The sequence below is a fragment of the Hymenobacter sp. genome, from assembly GCF_036387835.1.
GTDB lineage: Bacteria > Bacteroidota > Bacteroidia > Cytophagales > Hymenobacteraceae > Hymenobacter.
Genome location: NZ_DASVSY010000124.1, coordinates 45,841 through 59,099 on the forward strand (window position 1 = coordinate 45,841; position 13,259 = coordinate 59,099).

Annotated in this window: 12 protein-coding genes and 1 pseudogene; 7 read left to right on the forward strand and 6 right to left on the reverse strand. The window is 55.8% G+C overall.

Features of this window, described 5'->3' with window-relative positions:
* Positions 1-442: 442 nt before the first annotated feature.
* The 4 genes from VF639_RS25075 (at position 443) to VF639_RS25090 (ending at position 4,897) form a co-directional block, all read left to right on the forward strand.
* Positions 443-1,603 (forward strand): acyltransferase family protein, encoded by a 1,161-nt coding sequence (locus VF639_RS25075; RefSeq protein WP_331148708.1) that lies wholly within the window; start codon positions 443-445, stop codon positions 1,601-1,603.
* Positions 1,604-2,157: 554 nt separating this feature from the next.
* Positions 2,158-2,814, forward strand: a complete 657-nt coding sequence (locus VF639_RS25080) for a hypothetical protein (protein ID WP_331148709.1) — start codon at positions 2,158-2,160, stop codon at positions 2,812-2,814.
* A gap of 380 nt (positions 2,815-3,194) precedes the next feature.
* On the forward strand, positions 3,195-3,938 hold the full coding sequence (locus VF639_RS25085) for a type IV toxin-antitoxin system AbiEi family antitoxin domain-containing protein (protein ID WP_331148710.1): 744 nt from the start codon (positions 3,195-3,197) through the stop codon (positions 3,936-3,938).
* Complete coding sequence (locus VF639_RS25090; RefSeq protein WP_331148711.1) at positions 3,923-4,897, forward strand: nucleotidyl transferase AbiEii/AbiGii toxin family protein; 975 nt, start codon at positions 3,923-3,925, stop codon at positions 4,895-4,897. Before VF639_RS25085 ends, VF639_RS25090 begins: the two co-directional genes overlap by 16 nt.
* Before the next feature lie 46 nt (positions 4,898-4,943).
* Here the strand turns inward: VF639_RS25090 and VF639_RS25095 are convergent, their stop codons facing one another.
* The 6 genes and pseudogenes from VF639_RS25095 to VF639_RS25120 form a co-directional block, all read right to left on the reverse strand.
* Positions 4,944-6,182, reverse strand: coding sequence for a restriction endonuclease (locus VF639_RS25095; protein WP_331148712.1), 1,239 nt, complete (start codon positions 6,180-6,182; stop codon positions 4,944-4,946).
* A gap of 13 nt (positions 6,183-6,195) precedes the next feature.
* Positions 6,196-6,495, reverse strand: a complete 300-nt coding sequence (locus tag VF639_RS25100) for a hypothetical protein (protein WP_331148713.1) — start codon at positions 6,493-6,495, stop codon at positions 6,196-6,198.
* Between the two features lie 206 nt (positions 6,496-6,701).
* Positions 6,702-7,358: pseudogene (locus VF639_RS25105) on the reverse strand (DDE-type integrase/transposase/recombinase); the annotation flags it as partial.
* A gap of 185 nt (positions 7,359-7,543) precedes the next feature.
* Positions 7,544-8,332, reverse strand: a complete 789-nt coding sequence (locus tag VF639_RS25110) for an MBL fold metallo-hydrolase (RefSeq protein WP_331148715.1) — start codon at positions 8,330-8,332, stop codon at positions 7,544-7,546.
* Between the two features lie 368 nt (positions 8,333-8,700).
* A complete protein-coding gene (locus VF639_RS25115) occupies positions 8,701-10,347 on the reverse strand; it encodes an amidohydrolase (RefSeq protein WP_331148716.1) in 1,647 nt (548 codons plus the stop codon).
* 67 nt (positions 10,348-10,414) lie between these two features.
* A complete protein-coding gene (locus VF639_RS25120) occupies positions 10,415-11,263 on the reverse strand; it encodes an AraC family transcriptional regulator (protein WP_331148717.1) in 849 nt (282 codons plus the stop codon).
* 131 nt (positions 11,264-11,394) lie between these two features.
* Here VF639_RS25120 and VF639_RS25125 point away from each other — a divergent pair, with 131 nt between their 5' ends.
* The 3 genes from VF639_RS25125 to VF639_RS25135 are packed head-to-tail and all read left to right on the forward strand — an operon-like array spanning position 11,395 to position 12,935.
* Complete coding sequence (locus tag VF639_RS25125) at positions 11,395-12,009, forward strand: RNA polymerase sigma factor (RefSeq protein ID WP_331148718.1); 615 nt, start codon at positions 11,395-11,397, stop codon at positions 12,007-12,009.
* A complete protein-coding gene (locus tag VF639_RS25130; protein WP_331148719.1) occupies positions 12,006-12,443 on the forward strand; it encodes a hypothetical protein in 438 nt (145 codons plus the stop codon). The genes VF639_RS25125 and VF639_RS25130 overlap by 4 nt, the downstream gene beginning before the upstream one ends.
* 60 nt (positions 12,444-12,503) lie before the next feature.
* A complete protein-coding gene (locus tag VF639_RS25135; RefSeq protein WP_331148720.1) occupies positions 12,504-12,935 on the forward strand; it encodes a hypothetical protein in 432 nt (143 codons plus the stop codon).
* Positions 12,936-13,259 lie beyond the last annotated feature (324 nt).

Here is a 13,259-nt window from a genome sequence, read left to right on the forward strand (position 1 = left end):
ATGCTCCCTGATCCTTAGCAAAACGATAAAAGTAGTCGAAAAATGGTTGGCGCATCGCAAATACACCGGTCAACTTGGGGAACTAGAAGAAATTCTATAATTTTTTTGCTTTTTGAGCATTCGCGTGTTTAAAAAGAGTTAAAATAAAATAGCGTTAAGATGAACGTACTGCTCCCATGCATAGTGAGGAAAGAAACCCCTTTAAAAAACAATTAAATAAAATTTCGCCTGGGTAATTTGATACGCAATACCGTTTTCATTCTAACGAGACGTGGAAGCGAGATAAACTCTTCCATGGCATGAATCATTTGGTGGTAAGCCTCTAAATAAGTTAAATGAACAACCTTTGTAAAAGCTTGAATGCTGCTTTGTTTCACGTCTCCGGCAGAACAGGCCTATGTTAGTTATTTGCGGAAGGCGGGCTTAATACTATTCTAAGTAGATGATTGCTTTTTTTCAATTGAGGGAGGCAGAGCAAGCCACTCCACCTGCCGTTACTTCTGCGCAGCATTACTTCCCAGCTCTAACTGGTTTGCGAGCTTTAGCCGCCTGGCTAGTTTTCTTTCATCACTTCAACCCTTTCCCGGAATCGAGTATTGGCTGGCGGCTGGCACGGGAGTGGCACACAGGCGTGGCGTTGTTTTTTGTACTGAGCGGCCTGCTCATCTGCGTCCGGTACATGGATAAGGTTGAGCTAAGTAAACCCTGGTGGACGCATTACTTGCGCAACCGCTTGGCCCGCATCTTGCCGATGTATTGTCTGCTTACCTGCCTCACCTTACTAATTATTCAGCTTCGTCCCGCTTATGACGTGATGGGCTTATGGAGTCATTATAGTACAACAGATAAGTGGCTGGTGGCTGCCCTTAATCTTACTTTTTTACGCGGCTTCTTCGAGACTTTTGTCTTTACCGGAATTGTGCAGGGCTGGACCTTAACCGTTGAGGAGTGCTTCTATATTATGGCCCCATTTTTATTACTTGGATTGCGAAAAACAGCTATTGCCTTGTTGCTATACCCAGTACTTATACTTTCTGTGGGCGCTGCCCTAGTGTATTTCGCACATCACCGCTATGGCTTTTTCAATTCATTCACCTTTCTTTTCACCCTCACCTTCTTTGGCCGGTGTATTGAATTTCTAGCCGGGATGGGGCTGGCCTATTTCTTACTCAATCGGCCTAAAGTTGGATTAGCCTCGACAGTATATACTTGGATCGGACTGGCGTGGATTCTAGGTATTATGAGTTTAATGGCCTGGGTGGATGACCCAGCGCTTGCAGAGCAAGAAGTGAATTTACCTCTATTCATTTCTTTAAATATTGTCTTACTAGTCCCGGGAATAAGTGCCTTGTATTATGGATTAATTCGGGAGCAAAGCATTGTGCGACGCTTGCTGGAAACCAACTTATTTAAGTTGCTCGGCAAAGCCTCTTATTGCTTTTATTTGATCCATATGGGTGTGTTAAGTAAGTTTTTAGAGTTTCATGTAACCCACAACGTGCTACTGCGCTTCGTTATCACGAATGCTATTGCTGTAGTGTTGTTCAAATCCATTGAAGAGCCTCTGCAGCAAGCGTTAACACGACGAGGTGCGTATGCGTAGCCTATACCCGCTTTGCTACCTCAACTTAGTAGCACTCCGTAGAATTAAAAAAGGGAGGCTACAAAACTTCATTTGGGGTTTGTAATTTAAAGACCAGTGCTCGAGAAGATGTTACGCAATAAGTTTGGATAGTTGTAAAACGGACGTGGCTGTTGCAAAACTTCCCGCAGAGAATATATGAGTGCTAACCTAACCAAGGAGGCACAGGCGCAAGGTCTAGTAGCTCGGCAGCAGAATGCGCACCTACGAGGCCAATCGGCAGGCCACGGCCTTGATCTTAGCGCGCCTCGCACAAGGGCACGGGTACAATCAGATTGCGCAGGAGCTGGAGAGCTCGGGCTTTCGCACCCGTGGTGGCTGCCAATTTACTTTTCAAGCACGCTAGTTAAAGCTATGCCCTTCAGGGCAAGACTTCAGTTGCTACTCACCTCTTTGCTTCAAGCGCCTCTTGTGCTTTGTGGTTAAAGGTGAGTTGTGAGGGCGACCGGCTTTAGCCGAAACCGTCGAATTTCATTCGCTTTCAAACCTATGGACTTCCAGTCCATAGTCGTTTAGTGAGTTTCTGGCGAGCTTTTCAAGCCGAAAACACGCCTTACTTCGAGTACGAGAACAAACCATTCGGTGCCATCACCAAGCAGCTGCTCTCCAACAAACTCGACACCACCGAGGGCACCGACTCCGCCGCCATGCTTAGCTCTTGGCCCGAACCGCTGCTGTTTGATGCTGATTTCGAAATGGAGCCTGAGTCTGATGCCGTAGAAGTGCCCAACCGCCCCGTGTATCAACCGGAAGCACCAGTGGAAGAATTTATTGCAGAGCTTCGGGCGTACCACGGCGCAGTTCGCGCAAGTGCCGACCATCCCGCTACCCCGGAAGAAATCCAGGACCACATCAGCAAGCCCCCCCTCGTTAACTGGACCGAAATCGTTCAGAAATCAGAAGCCAGGTACATCGCGTGGGGACTGGAACAAATAGTTTTTCACGAACCAGACCCGGCATTTGCTCATTTGCGCGAAGACCCCGCCGAGTATGCCCGCACGTTGACCCGGCTGGTGGGCACCGCCTGGGTAATGGATAGCTTGACAGAGGAGCAGAGCAGCATTGATGTATTGCAGGAGGAAGCTGCTCGGTTGACCGGCGAAGCATACTCCGCAGACTTTCAGGCAGCTTGTGAGCAGTTCGTGCTCAAACAGCGTGAGGCGTTTAAATAGGGGGCCTTTGTGGCTACTGGTATTCTTACCAGATTGGTTGAATACTGCTGCTTGAGCCAATCGTGAGCCAATCTATTTGTTAAGAAAACGCCTTCACAGCGCCCATTTGACAAATTATCGTGGGAAGCCGACGTGTGATGAGCCAATCATGAGTCAATCAACTGGTCTTCCGTCCCAGCACCGCGGGTCCCGATTTTCTAGAGGTAACCGCCCTTTCTCAGCTCACCCAAGTGGCATGTGGCCGTGGGGGTTGCTCGCGTCCGGTTGCTCATGCACCACGGTGTTGGCGACATTGTCGTATTATTTGGCATAGAATATTTTGTAATGTTTCGCAGCAAAAAAACTTTACATTTGCACCGCTCAATACAGACCAATAGTACGTGACAGATAAACCGACAACCGCCCGCCAGAAAATCCTTGACCGCTTGCAAAAGTTGGAGCCAGGTGCCCTCGTGCGCTATAAGGACTTTGCCAGCTTAGGCATCGCGCCGGGCACCGTCGCCGTGAACCTGAGCCGGCTGCGCCAGCAAGGCATGGTGCAGCAAGTAACCAAGGGCACCTATCGCCGGCCTCTGCAAAGCCGGTTCGGCCCGGTACCCGTTTCCGAGCAGCAAGTGCTGCAGCTGCTCATCCAAACGCCCAGTAAGAAGCTGCGGGGCTACCCAACAGGGGTGGCGGCTTTTAATCTTCTGGGCCTAACCACGCAGGTGCCCCATGAAGTCGAAATTGCCACACTCCGGCCGGGCCGGCCGAAAAAAGTTGGCAATGTGCGTGTACGATTTGTGCAAAGCCGGGCTGACGTAAAGCTGGAAGAGGTGAAGCTGTGCCAGCTGCTCGATGCCCTGCGCCAGATTAAACGCCTGCCCGATACCTCGCCGGCGACGGCGTTGCAGCGCCTGAGCGAGCAGGTAAAGCAACTGCCGCCGGCCGAGAAAATCGCACTGGTTCGCCTGGCGCAGGGATACAACCCGGCGACGCGCGCCCTGCTGGGTGCACTGCTGGAAAGGCTGGGCGAAGGCAAGCTAGCCACTAAGCTGAAAGCCAACCTAAATCCCTTAACCACCTATAAGCTTGGCCTGTCCGAACAAGCCTTACCTAACCGCGCGCAATGGCAAATCCGATGACCTTGCACACCCACGAGCAGGACTTTCGCAACCTGATTACCATCACCGCGACGGCCCGGGGGATGCGGCAAAGCTTTATTGAAAAGGACTACTGGGTGACCTGGGTGCTGCGCAACCTGGCCGACTCAGCTGTGGCCGACCACGTCGTGTTCAAGGGCGGCACCTCGCTTTCCAAATGCTACGGGCTCATCGAGCGATTTTCGGAAGATGTGGACCTGGCCGTCATCCTACAGGAACAGCAAAGCGATGGTGCGCTAAAAAGGCTTATCCGCGACATTCATAAAATTGCCGGCGGCGACTTGCCCGAAGTGGACGTGCCGGACTCCACCAGCAAGCGCGGCCACAACCGGCTGGTACACCACCAATACCCGCACCTGTTCACTGACCCGGTACCGACGGCTACGGAGCACATCCTGCTGGAAATAACGGCCTTTGGGGAGCCCGAGCCGCAGAGCAAGCGCCCGTTGATTTCCTATCTGGCCCAGTACCTGCTCGACCACAAGCAGCCGGACGCCGTACAGGAGTTTGGTTTGCAAGCTTTCGACTTTAACGTGCTAAGTCTTTCGCGCACATTTGCCGAGAAAATCATGGCCTTGGTGCGCGCCTCGTACGAAGAAGACCCGCTCGCTGCAGCCAGCCGCAAGGTGCGCCACCTCTACGACCTGCACCAACTGGCCAGTCAACCCGAGGTGGAAGCCCTACTGGCTGGCCCCGGCCTGGCTCAGCAACTGGCGGCCGTGCAGCGCGACGATGCGCGGGCGGGCGTCATCGGCCCGACGCGGGAATGGAAGACCAAACCCTTGACCACCTGCTGGGCTTACGCCGGGGCAGCAGCGAACCTGCGCCAACTCCAACAACCCTACGAGCAGGAGTTACCAGGCCTGCTGCATAGCCCACTCCCCGCATTTGACCAAGTGCTGCGCATCGCGCAGCAGCTACGGGCCTACGATGGGATGTGAACAATCACATTGGGACTAGGGGGTGCCCTTCGCAAAAAAAGCATAGTTAGCCGCGCCAGCGCCAAGCTCGCCGGAACCCTTTGGCTTCCGCTTCGGCAACGGTCATCGCGTAAAATTCTCCCGCTTTGTCCAGCTTGGTTCGGTCGTACATCTGGTCGAAGGGCAGGTGATAGATTTTTTCGCCGCTGGCGGTACTGATGTGGCACTTAATCATGGGATAGGGACCAATGGCTACCTGCTCGTGAATGTGAATTCCAAGCGCCTGCGCGAAGTTGCGGGCAGTAAGGGAAAGGCTGGTCGACGTATAAAAAACGGCCGCAATATCACCGGCCGCTAACATCTGGGGAAAAAGGTGTAACTGCTGGGGTCCCTTCTGTTTATTGGCCGAATCCAGGTACAACATCACGGTCGTGCCAAAGAGCTGGTTGATGTGCTTCTCGTGAATCAGCTTTTGCTGACTCCAATATTTACACTGCACCACTTCGGTCTTACCCCCTTTGCGGCAAATCAAATCCCGTCCCAGGTCTTCTTTCCCATTTTCGATGCCGTAGTAGGAAACTTCGTAGCCGCGGCTCTCATACAAGTAGCCCACGTACCGTTCGTAGTCCCTGCCGATTTGAAAACTACTTTTTCGAGCCTGACGATACCGGTACAAGGCCCGCTGGTTGCGTTCAGCAGGGGATAACGCGGCGTACTCGCCGGGCGATAAGTACGTCTTCACCGGGTCGTCCTGTTGCGGCTGGGGCTGCTCGGCGTAGGCCTCCGTAATCTCCAGCAGTGCTTCTTCTACATCGTCTTCCCGGAACTGAGTCAGGAAGGGGAATAAGGACTCGTACTGGTCCAGGGTGTATTGAGCCAACTTCAGCTGCTCGGCCAATGCCCGTTTCTCCTGGCCAATTTGGCGAACCGTTTCGGCAGCCGTGGCAGCTGGGTTACGTTTCGTGCGCAGGTAATCAGATACTTCTTTATTCTTCAACAACACCAGGTCCGCCACGGCCGATGCCAGCCAGGGAAAACTTTTGCTTTTTTCTGTTAACAGCCTTTCCAGATTAACCACGTCTGTTTCGCGCTGCCGCAGACCAGCTTCTTCCTGCGCGAGAACTTTGCGCGATGCCGCTTCCCACTCTTCGATGGCCTGGAGTTTGGCATCGAACTGCGCCGCTGCGGCAGTAAAACTATTGACGAGTTGCTGCGTGGCAGCCAGCTTCTTTTCCAGCTCGCTGTTCACGTTGTCAAACCGCAGCATCCGGCTGATTAAGCCTTTTTCATTCGTTGTCAGCCCCATGGATACTTGTATTCTAACGCCGCTTATACTTTTTCTTGTAGCTTTTTCTGGAGGACGCTGCTGGCCAGCGCACGACTCGTCGCTCACGTAGGTGTTGCTGATAGGCCGCATGCCCTTGCATAGCCGCCGTCAACTCATCCAAAGTATTAAGGGCTTGCTCACCCTGCTGCACCGTTGCCTCATCCAACTCATCAAAGCGGCCTTGTAAGCTTTGCAGCTTCTTGCGGAAGGCCCGCTCGTCCCGCCAATCGGCAATTTTGGCCCACAAGAAAAGAAGCAGGACAAACGCGCTAATGAATACGAAAGCAGCCATGATGTTGCGTAGTGAATGGTAGCTTTTACAAATCAGCGGCTAACCGCAACTGGCGCAGCAGCCGTCCTGATTCTATGATGCTAGCTGCTCCAACAGCTTATCCACCATTCCATGAATCGTCAGTAGCTGCTGCCGCAACTCGGCAGGCGACATGACTCCTGAAGGTTCAATGCTGGCTATTTCCGCTGGCTCGTCTCCAAAAGGCGGCATACCCTGTCAAAACTGTGCCCTCCAGGGAAGAATTGATGCGGCTGCAAGGTAAACGGTACACCATTATCTGTCAATACGGTATGCCCCTTATTGGGGAGTTTATCCAGTACTCGACGCAGAAAATCAGCTGCTACCATGCGCTTGGCCTGGGGATGCAATTCGGCGAAGGCCACCTTACTGGTGCGGTCGATAGCCACAAAGAGGTACTGCCGGCCTTCTGCCGTGTGCACCTCGGCAAAATCGACGTGCAGGTAGCCAATGGGGTAGTCGTTGAATTTCTTCCTTGGCGTGGATTGCCCGTCCTCATTCAAGGGCAGGCGGCTCACGCCATGACGCTGAAAACAGCGGTGTAGGGCCGAGCGTGATAGGTGCGGGATGGTTTCTTGCAGCGCGTAAAGACGATCATCTAAGGGCAGCAGCGTGTGCTGGCGAAAGGCCACGGCAATGGCCTCTTGCTCAGCCGTGAGCACGGTAGAGGCTGGCTTCGGCCCCATCGGCGCGTCAGTCGTGCTAGGGCGCTTACGCCACTTAGATACCGTTTTGGGGTCGATACTGTGGCGCTTAGCTAGCGTTTGGAGGCTTTCCTGACTACGCTGGATACTGCGTCGTATTGCCTGCGTTGTGCGGGCGCTGCCGTGAAGTAGTTGTCCCATAACTTTTGCTGGATGCTGCGGTCGAAAGGTACACCATCACACTCTGGGACTATACACCTAACGTCAAGCCCCGGAAGTAAGGATTGCCAAAAGTATACCGCTCGATGGCCTGCGCCGCTTGCTCAAGTTTACTTGCGCGCCTAAACAAGCGGCTCAGCCGCACGTTCTCAGGGGTTGCGGTGCCCTTACTGGCCGCTCGGATACCAGTTGCGCAGCCGCACGTCGATTTTCTGGTTGGCTGCGTTCACCGTTTTCTTAAAGCCGTCCACGTCGCTCAGCCCATTCTGGCCCCGATAGTGGTAGGGGTACACAATGCCTGGTTTGAAGGCCAATACCGCCTGCGCCGCCTGCTGCACGTCCATGGTGTAGGGTAGGTTCATGCACACGAACGCCACATCGATGTTCTTGAGCGCGCGCATTTCGGCAATGTCTTCCGTGTCGCCCGACAAGTACACATTTTTGCCGCCCAAGTTCAGCACATAGCCATTGCCCCGGCCTTTGGGGTGCCGCGCGTCGGCCGCTTCGGGCAGGTTGTACATAGGAATAGCCGACACGTGCAAACCGAGCGTGTCGAATTGCTGGCCGTTGCGCAGTGAGCGTATGTGCCCTTTGTAAGCGGGTGGCAACTGCTCGGCTACCGCTTGGGGTACCACCAGCAGGGCTTTGCCAAGGGAGAGGCCCGCCAGCGTCTTCGGATCTAGGTGGTCACCATGAATATCGGTGATCAAAACCAGGTCGGGCGCGGCGAGTCCGGCATAGGCCTGTGCGCCGCCGTAGGGGTCCACGTAAATGGTTTTCCCATTCCAAGTCAACACCACGCTGCCATGGGTGATAGGCTGCACCGTGAGGGGACCATTTTTAGTTGGAATCTGGTCGGCGACGACGCGCGGGGTGGCCGCAGCGGGGGTGGTTTGGGTTGGCGCCTGAAGTGCAGCAGTCGCCAGCGCGGCTGTGAGGAGGAGGATAAGTTTCATCCGTTAATTGCCTGTGGAAGAAGAGGTAGGACCGACTGTTTCCCGTGGCAGGGCCTCATAAGAGCAGCCGCCACCGAAAACCGCAACAATAACCAAGCCGCCCCCGACAAGTTCAGTTCCGCTCCGCGCGTGGGCCATGGCCGGCTCTGGCCGGTGCGCTGATCTTGGCAGAGGCGGGTATATGTTAATAGAAGACCAAGTAGCCGACAAGCCCGTGGCCCCGGCCGGCGTTTGCTGCTGGTGCCCGACCTCTTGCTTCCACGGTATTCAAGCCGCTGCTTAAGTGACCCGATACGGGTGGGTTAAAGTATAAATTGCTGCCCCGTTTGCGTTTAGCCCGTTATACCAATCAAGGCCAAGCGCAAGCGTTAAGGACGTCTTGGTTGCTGATACACGATTTTCCCGTTGATAATGGTCAGCACACTACGGAGGTTTGGTAGCTGCGCCGCTGGTACGCTGAACACATCGGCGGATAAGACGGCCAGATCCGCTAGTTTGCCGGCCTGCAGGGTTCCTTTGCTGACCTCCGCGAATTCGGCGTAAGCCGAGCCCACCGTGTACGCCCGCACGGCCTGCTCGCGGCTCAGGTTTTCACTGGCTGTTGCTTGCCGGGTCGTGACCAGCTGAATAGTAAGAAACGGATTGGTGACGCCATCGGGCCCTAGGGCGATGGGGATGCCTAGCGCCAGCCAGCTGCGCAAGGGGCTGCGCATGCCGTACTGCGGAGTATGCACGATGATAATCCCTAGCTGCTTCACGTCTGGGGCGGCCGCCGCCGTGATGCCGGTCCCGTGTTCAATTCGCACGCGTTTGCGTTTCCAGACCTCGGCGGGCGCCAGCTGCTTCATCAGCTGCAACACCAGGGTGGTGGCGCTGTCTCCCGTGACGTGTAGCAGCAACTGCCGGTTACTGGTCAGCGCTTCCCGCAGCAGGCATTGGAGCGTGTCGGGCGGAAAGTTCAACCGCCCATACCACCCAGGCCGGCCCGGATAGGGAGTGGTGCGCAGCGCATTCTGCTCCAGCGAGGTGCCATCGACCATGTACTTGACGCCCGAAAAATATGTCAGCGAATTGCCGACTTGGGTTGGCAAAGCCCATTCCTGCAGGTTGCGGCCTTTATCGGTGGTGCTGGGCATGGCAATGATACGAGTGCGCACGGGCAGGGCAGCCTGGGTGAAGTAGCGCCGGGCGTCGTTTCCCGAAAGCAGGCTGCTCATGTTTTGAACTGAGGTGATACCGAAGGATAGTTGCTGTTGGGCATAGATTTGCATGGCTTGAATCAACTCTGGTGAGTTAGCTGTAGCCACGGCCTGCCAGAAAGGAAACTGAGCGTACTCGTAAAGAGGGCCCGCTAGTTGGGTGGTGCCAGGTTGGCGCGCGTACCAGCCACCAAGCGGGTCCGGGGCCGTATCCGCCAGATGCAGGGCGCGCAACGCCTGACTGTTGACGACCATGCCGTGCCCCCACGGCACGCCCAGCATCACCGGGTTGTTTGGGGCCAAGCTGTCGAGCCAGCGCCGTCCCGCCGTAGGGTCGCGCAGCACCGTCAAGCCCACCGGGCCGCTCAGCCACTGCCCAGGGCGGGCTCGGCCGACCAGTTGTTGCAAGGAGTCGGCTATTGCTTGCCGGGAGAGTCCGGGGACGGAAAAGGGAGCCACGAACATATTGGCCGTCTTCACTGCACCCAAGTGGTCGTGAGCATCATTGAAGCCCGGTATCCCGGTTTTGCCTTGCACGTCTAGGACTTTTGTGCTGGCAGTAGCCAGTTTGCGGAGGGCGGCACTTGTGCCCGTAGCCATAATGTGGGTGCCCTGAATGGCCACGGCCTCGACGTAGGGCTGGGCCGGGTCGGCAGTAAAGAACTTGCCGTTCAGCAGGAGCAGGTCGGGGCCCGGCGCGGGGCGGTTGGCGGTAGAGTGGTGGAGAGTAGCTAACTCAGAGAGCGGTAGAGACGTTTGGGCGCGGTCTGGTACCAGGCAGGCACAGGCAACGAAGGCGAAGAGAAAGGCTTTCATAAGGCAGTGAGGACTATACCGGCAAAGCACGGGCCCTAGCTCGCAACTGCGTTGTAAAAAACCGACATTATGGCCCGCCGATCCGCGCATCGCCCCCGGCGAAATGCACGTAGGCCTGGTCGGCGGCCAGCAGGCGGGGCGGCGTCATGCCAGCAAATTCATGGAAATCACGCAGCAGGTGGCGGTAGTCGTAGTAACCGCTGCGCACGGCCACCGTCAGCCAATCCAGGGTTGGCTGGCTGGCTTTGAGGCGATAGGCCTGATCGAAGCGAACCAGGCGGGCGAAAAGTTTGGGCGACAGGCCGACCCGCTCGATAAAGCTGCGCTCGAACTGCCGCGGGCTTAGGCAGGCCTCGGCCGCGAGGTGCTCCAATGGGTGGGTGGCGCGTCCGGTCGGCAGCAGCACGGGTAGCAGGTGGTCGAGGGGGCGCTCGGGCCGAGCCCGGCGACGACGCTGGGCCCCGAGCAGGAAGGCTTCGATTGTGGCCAGCATGGTATCATAGTCGGTCAACTCCGCCAAGCGGGTTTCCACTTCGCCCACTAGAGACCCAAGCAGCGCTCGTCCCTCCACGGCGACATCCAGCAGTTCTTTCACCGGCACATCCAACAGCCGATGCAGCCCGCCCGGCCAAAATACAACGCAGAGCAGGAGGTGGTCGAGGCCGAACTGCAAGGCCACGGGCTTCACCTGAGGTCCTACTACAAAGCTAGGAGGCATGCGGTGCGGGCTCGTTTGACCGGGGGCCAGGGTGTGCAACGCGTCCCGCGGATAGAAATACAGGCAGTGGTGGGGGGTTGGGGGCATCGGCTTGACAGCATGCGCCGGGTCGCCGCCCTCGTAGCGGACGTGCATGAGCAGGTAGTGCTGTACAAAAGGCCGCAAGGACGAGGCGGGCAACTGAAAGCGAATTACCATGAGGTAGCGAGTAACAGTTGGGGTAGCACCAGAACCGGAACAAAAGTATCAGGTAAGAGAATTTGCGTAGGCTGGTGACTCAAATACCATCTTGGTGCAACATCCTGCCGGCTGACCGGTCTCATCGGTAGATGAGTGATTTGACTACCTCTCCTGTAACAGACCAGCAGCTTGTTGCGCAGGTGCTGGGGGGGAATACTGCGTCTTTTGGGCAGCTTGTGCGGCGCACGGAAGGCTTGGTGACGCAATTGGTATTCAAGATGATTCGCCATCCTGCCGACCGCCCGGATGTTGCGCAGGAAGTGTACCTAAAGGTGTTTAAGAGCTTGGCTGGATTCAAGTTTCAAGCAAAGTTTTCGACGTGGGTTGGCCAGATTGCCTACAATACCTGCCTGCATTACCTGGAGAAGAAGCGGCTGGTGCTGGTGGACTTGTGGGAGCAAACGCCGGATAACTCGTTGGAAGAAGGCCGCCAGGCCCTACCAAACCTGGTTGCCGGGCCAGACTACGACCCTGAAACCGCCCTTTTCGAGCAAGACCTGACCGGCATTTTAAGTACGGCTATCGAGCAGCTTCCCCCGCTCTATCGCACCTTAATTTCCCTCTATCACCAGCAGGAATTAAGTTACGAGGAAATCGCGCAGATAACTTCCTTGCCAGATGGGACCGTTAAAAATTACCTTTTTCGGGCGCGGCAACTATTGAAGCAACGATTGCTGGCTACCTACCAACGAGACGACTTATGACAAAGCCCCATCTTTCCGAGTATGACCTGCAGCTAGCGGCTGAATCCGCCCCGTTGCCGGCGGCTGAGGCCTACCATCTGCTCGACTGCCGCCTGTGCCAGGCCCGGCTAGCCAATTACCAGCATCTATTTGCTGCCACGGCCCGCCTACCGAAGCCCGCTTTTGACTTCAACCTCGCGGCCACCGTGCTAACCCAATTGCCTAAGACCAAACCGGCTTTTCCCTGGGTACTCGGTATCGTGGCTTTCCTCATTTTAGGCGTCGTTAGCGCGTTTGTGGCCCTGCTTGGTGGCATGCTATTGCAGGCATTTCAAAGCTTATCGACCGGGCTGGGAGCCGGGCTCATGGCGGTGGGTGGCTTTGTTGTGGCCGGGCTGTGCCTGGAGTTACTAGCTCAGCATCGCCGGCAAATGCGCCAACTCACTTTTTCATAATTTTTTGCAACATGATCGGCTTTGCCCGGTCTCATCCAGTACCGCCACAAGGCTCGACCTATGAAAAGTTTTTGGTTGCTTCTGCTTTTCTGCCTGACTGCCTGGGGAGCTTCGGCTCAAAGCGCCTCACTGCCGGCCCTTGATAACAACGCGTTGGATTTCGCACGACACGTCTTTCTGCCCGGATTGGCACTTTTCCTGCTTGGGTACTTCGTTTTGGCCGCTATAAAATTGGTCTTGAATTACCTGCTGAAACGGCAGATAGTGGCGGCGGCCGTTTCGGAAAGCATAGTCGAGCGCCTACTACCCCGCCCGCAGGACGAGCAGAACAAGGTGGTGAAGTGGATCGCGCTGCTGCTGAGCAGTGGCGGGGGGCTCCTGCTATGCAGCTTTTACCTGCCCCTAGGACTTCACTCCGTTATTATTCTGCTTTTCAGTACCGCGCTTGGCTTTTCAGCTTACTACCTCTTCTTACGCCGCCAGATGGAATAGGTCTTCCTGATGCTTTTCTACTCTCTTGCCTCACCAGGAGTAGCGGGTTTTGGTCGTCGGTGCTTGTGTTTGCTCATGCCGCTTACTAGGGTGCACGCCAGCCGCTTAAGGGGCAAAACTGCTTGGTAGTCAGTCGATAGCGCTACTGCGCGAATACAAGTAGAAGCTGTTTAAGAATTCGTAAGACCGTCATCATATGTTTGTGGTGGCACCCCTTTGGGCCAGGCCGCAGTTCGTCATTGGTCGAGAAGACCGTTCAGCATGCTGGCACCCGTTGGGCCGCCGGCCCGTGAGCCCGGACAGTTCAGTGGTCGTCATAGGCCG

Bases quoted from the DNA above. Each gene is read 5' to 3' on its own strand.
- VF639_RS25075 (WP_331148708.1), top strand. From the start codon at position 443: ATGATTGCTTTTTTTCAATTGAGGGAGGCAGAGCAAGCCACTCCACCT.
- VF639_RS25090 (WP_331148711.1), top strand. From the start codon at position 3,923: ATGGCAAATCCGATGACCTTGCACACCCACGAGCAGGACTTTCGCAAC.
- VF639_RS25095 (WP_331148712.1), bottom strand. From the start codon at position 6,182: ATGGGGCTGACAACGAATGAAAAAGGCTTAATCAGCCGGATGCTGCGG.
- VF639_RS25100 (WP_331148713.1), bottom strand. From the start codon at position 6,495: ATGGCTGCTTTCGTATTCATTAGCGCGTTTGTCCTGCTTCTTTTCTTG.
- VF639_RS25110 (WP_331148715.1), bottom strand. From the start codon at position 8,332: ATGAAACTTATCCTCCTCCTCACAGCCGCGCTGGCGACTGCTGCACTT.
- VF639_RS25115 (WP_331148716.1), bottom strand. From the start codon at position 10,347: ATGAAAGCCTTTCTCTTCGCCTTCGTTGCCTGTGCCTGCCTGGTACCA.
- VF639_RS25120 (WP_331148717.1), bottom strand. From the start codon at position 11,263: ATGGTAATTCGCTTTCAGTTGCCCGCCTCGTCCTTGCGGCCTTTTGTA.
- VF639_RS25125 (WP_331148718.1), top strand. From the start codon at position 11,395: ATGAGTGATTTGACTACCTCTCCTGTAACAGACCAGCAGCTTGTTGCG.
- VF639_RS25130 (WP_331148719.1), top strand. From the start codon at position 12,006: ATGACAAAGCCCCATCTTTCCGAGTATGACCTGCAGCTAGCGGCTGAA.
- VF639_RS25135 (WP_331148720.1), top strand. From the start codon at position 12,504: ATGAAAAGTTTTTGGTTGCTTCTGCTTTTCTGCCTGACTGCCTGGGGA.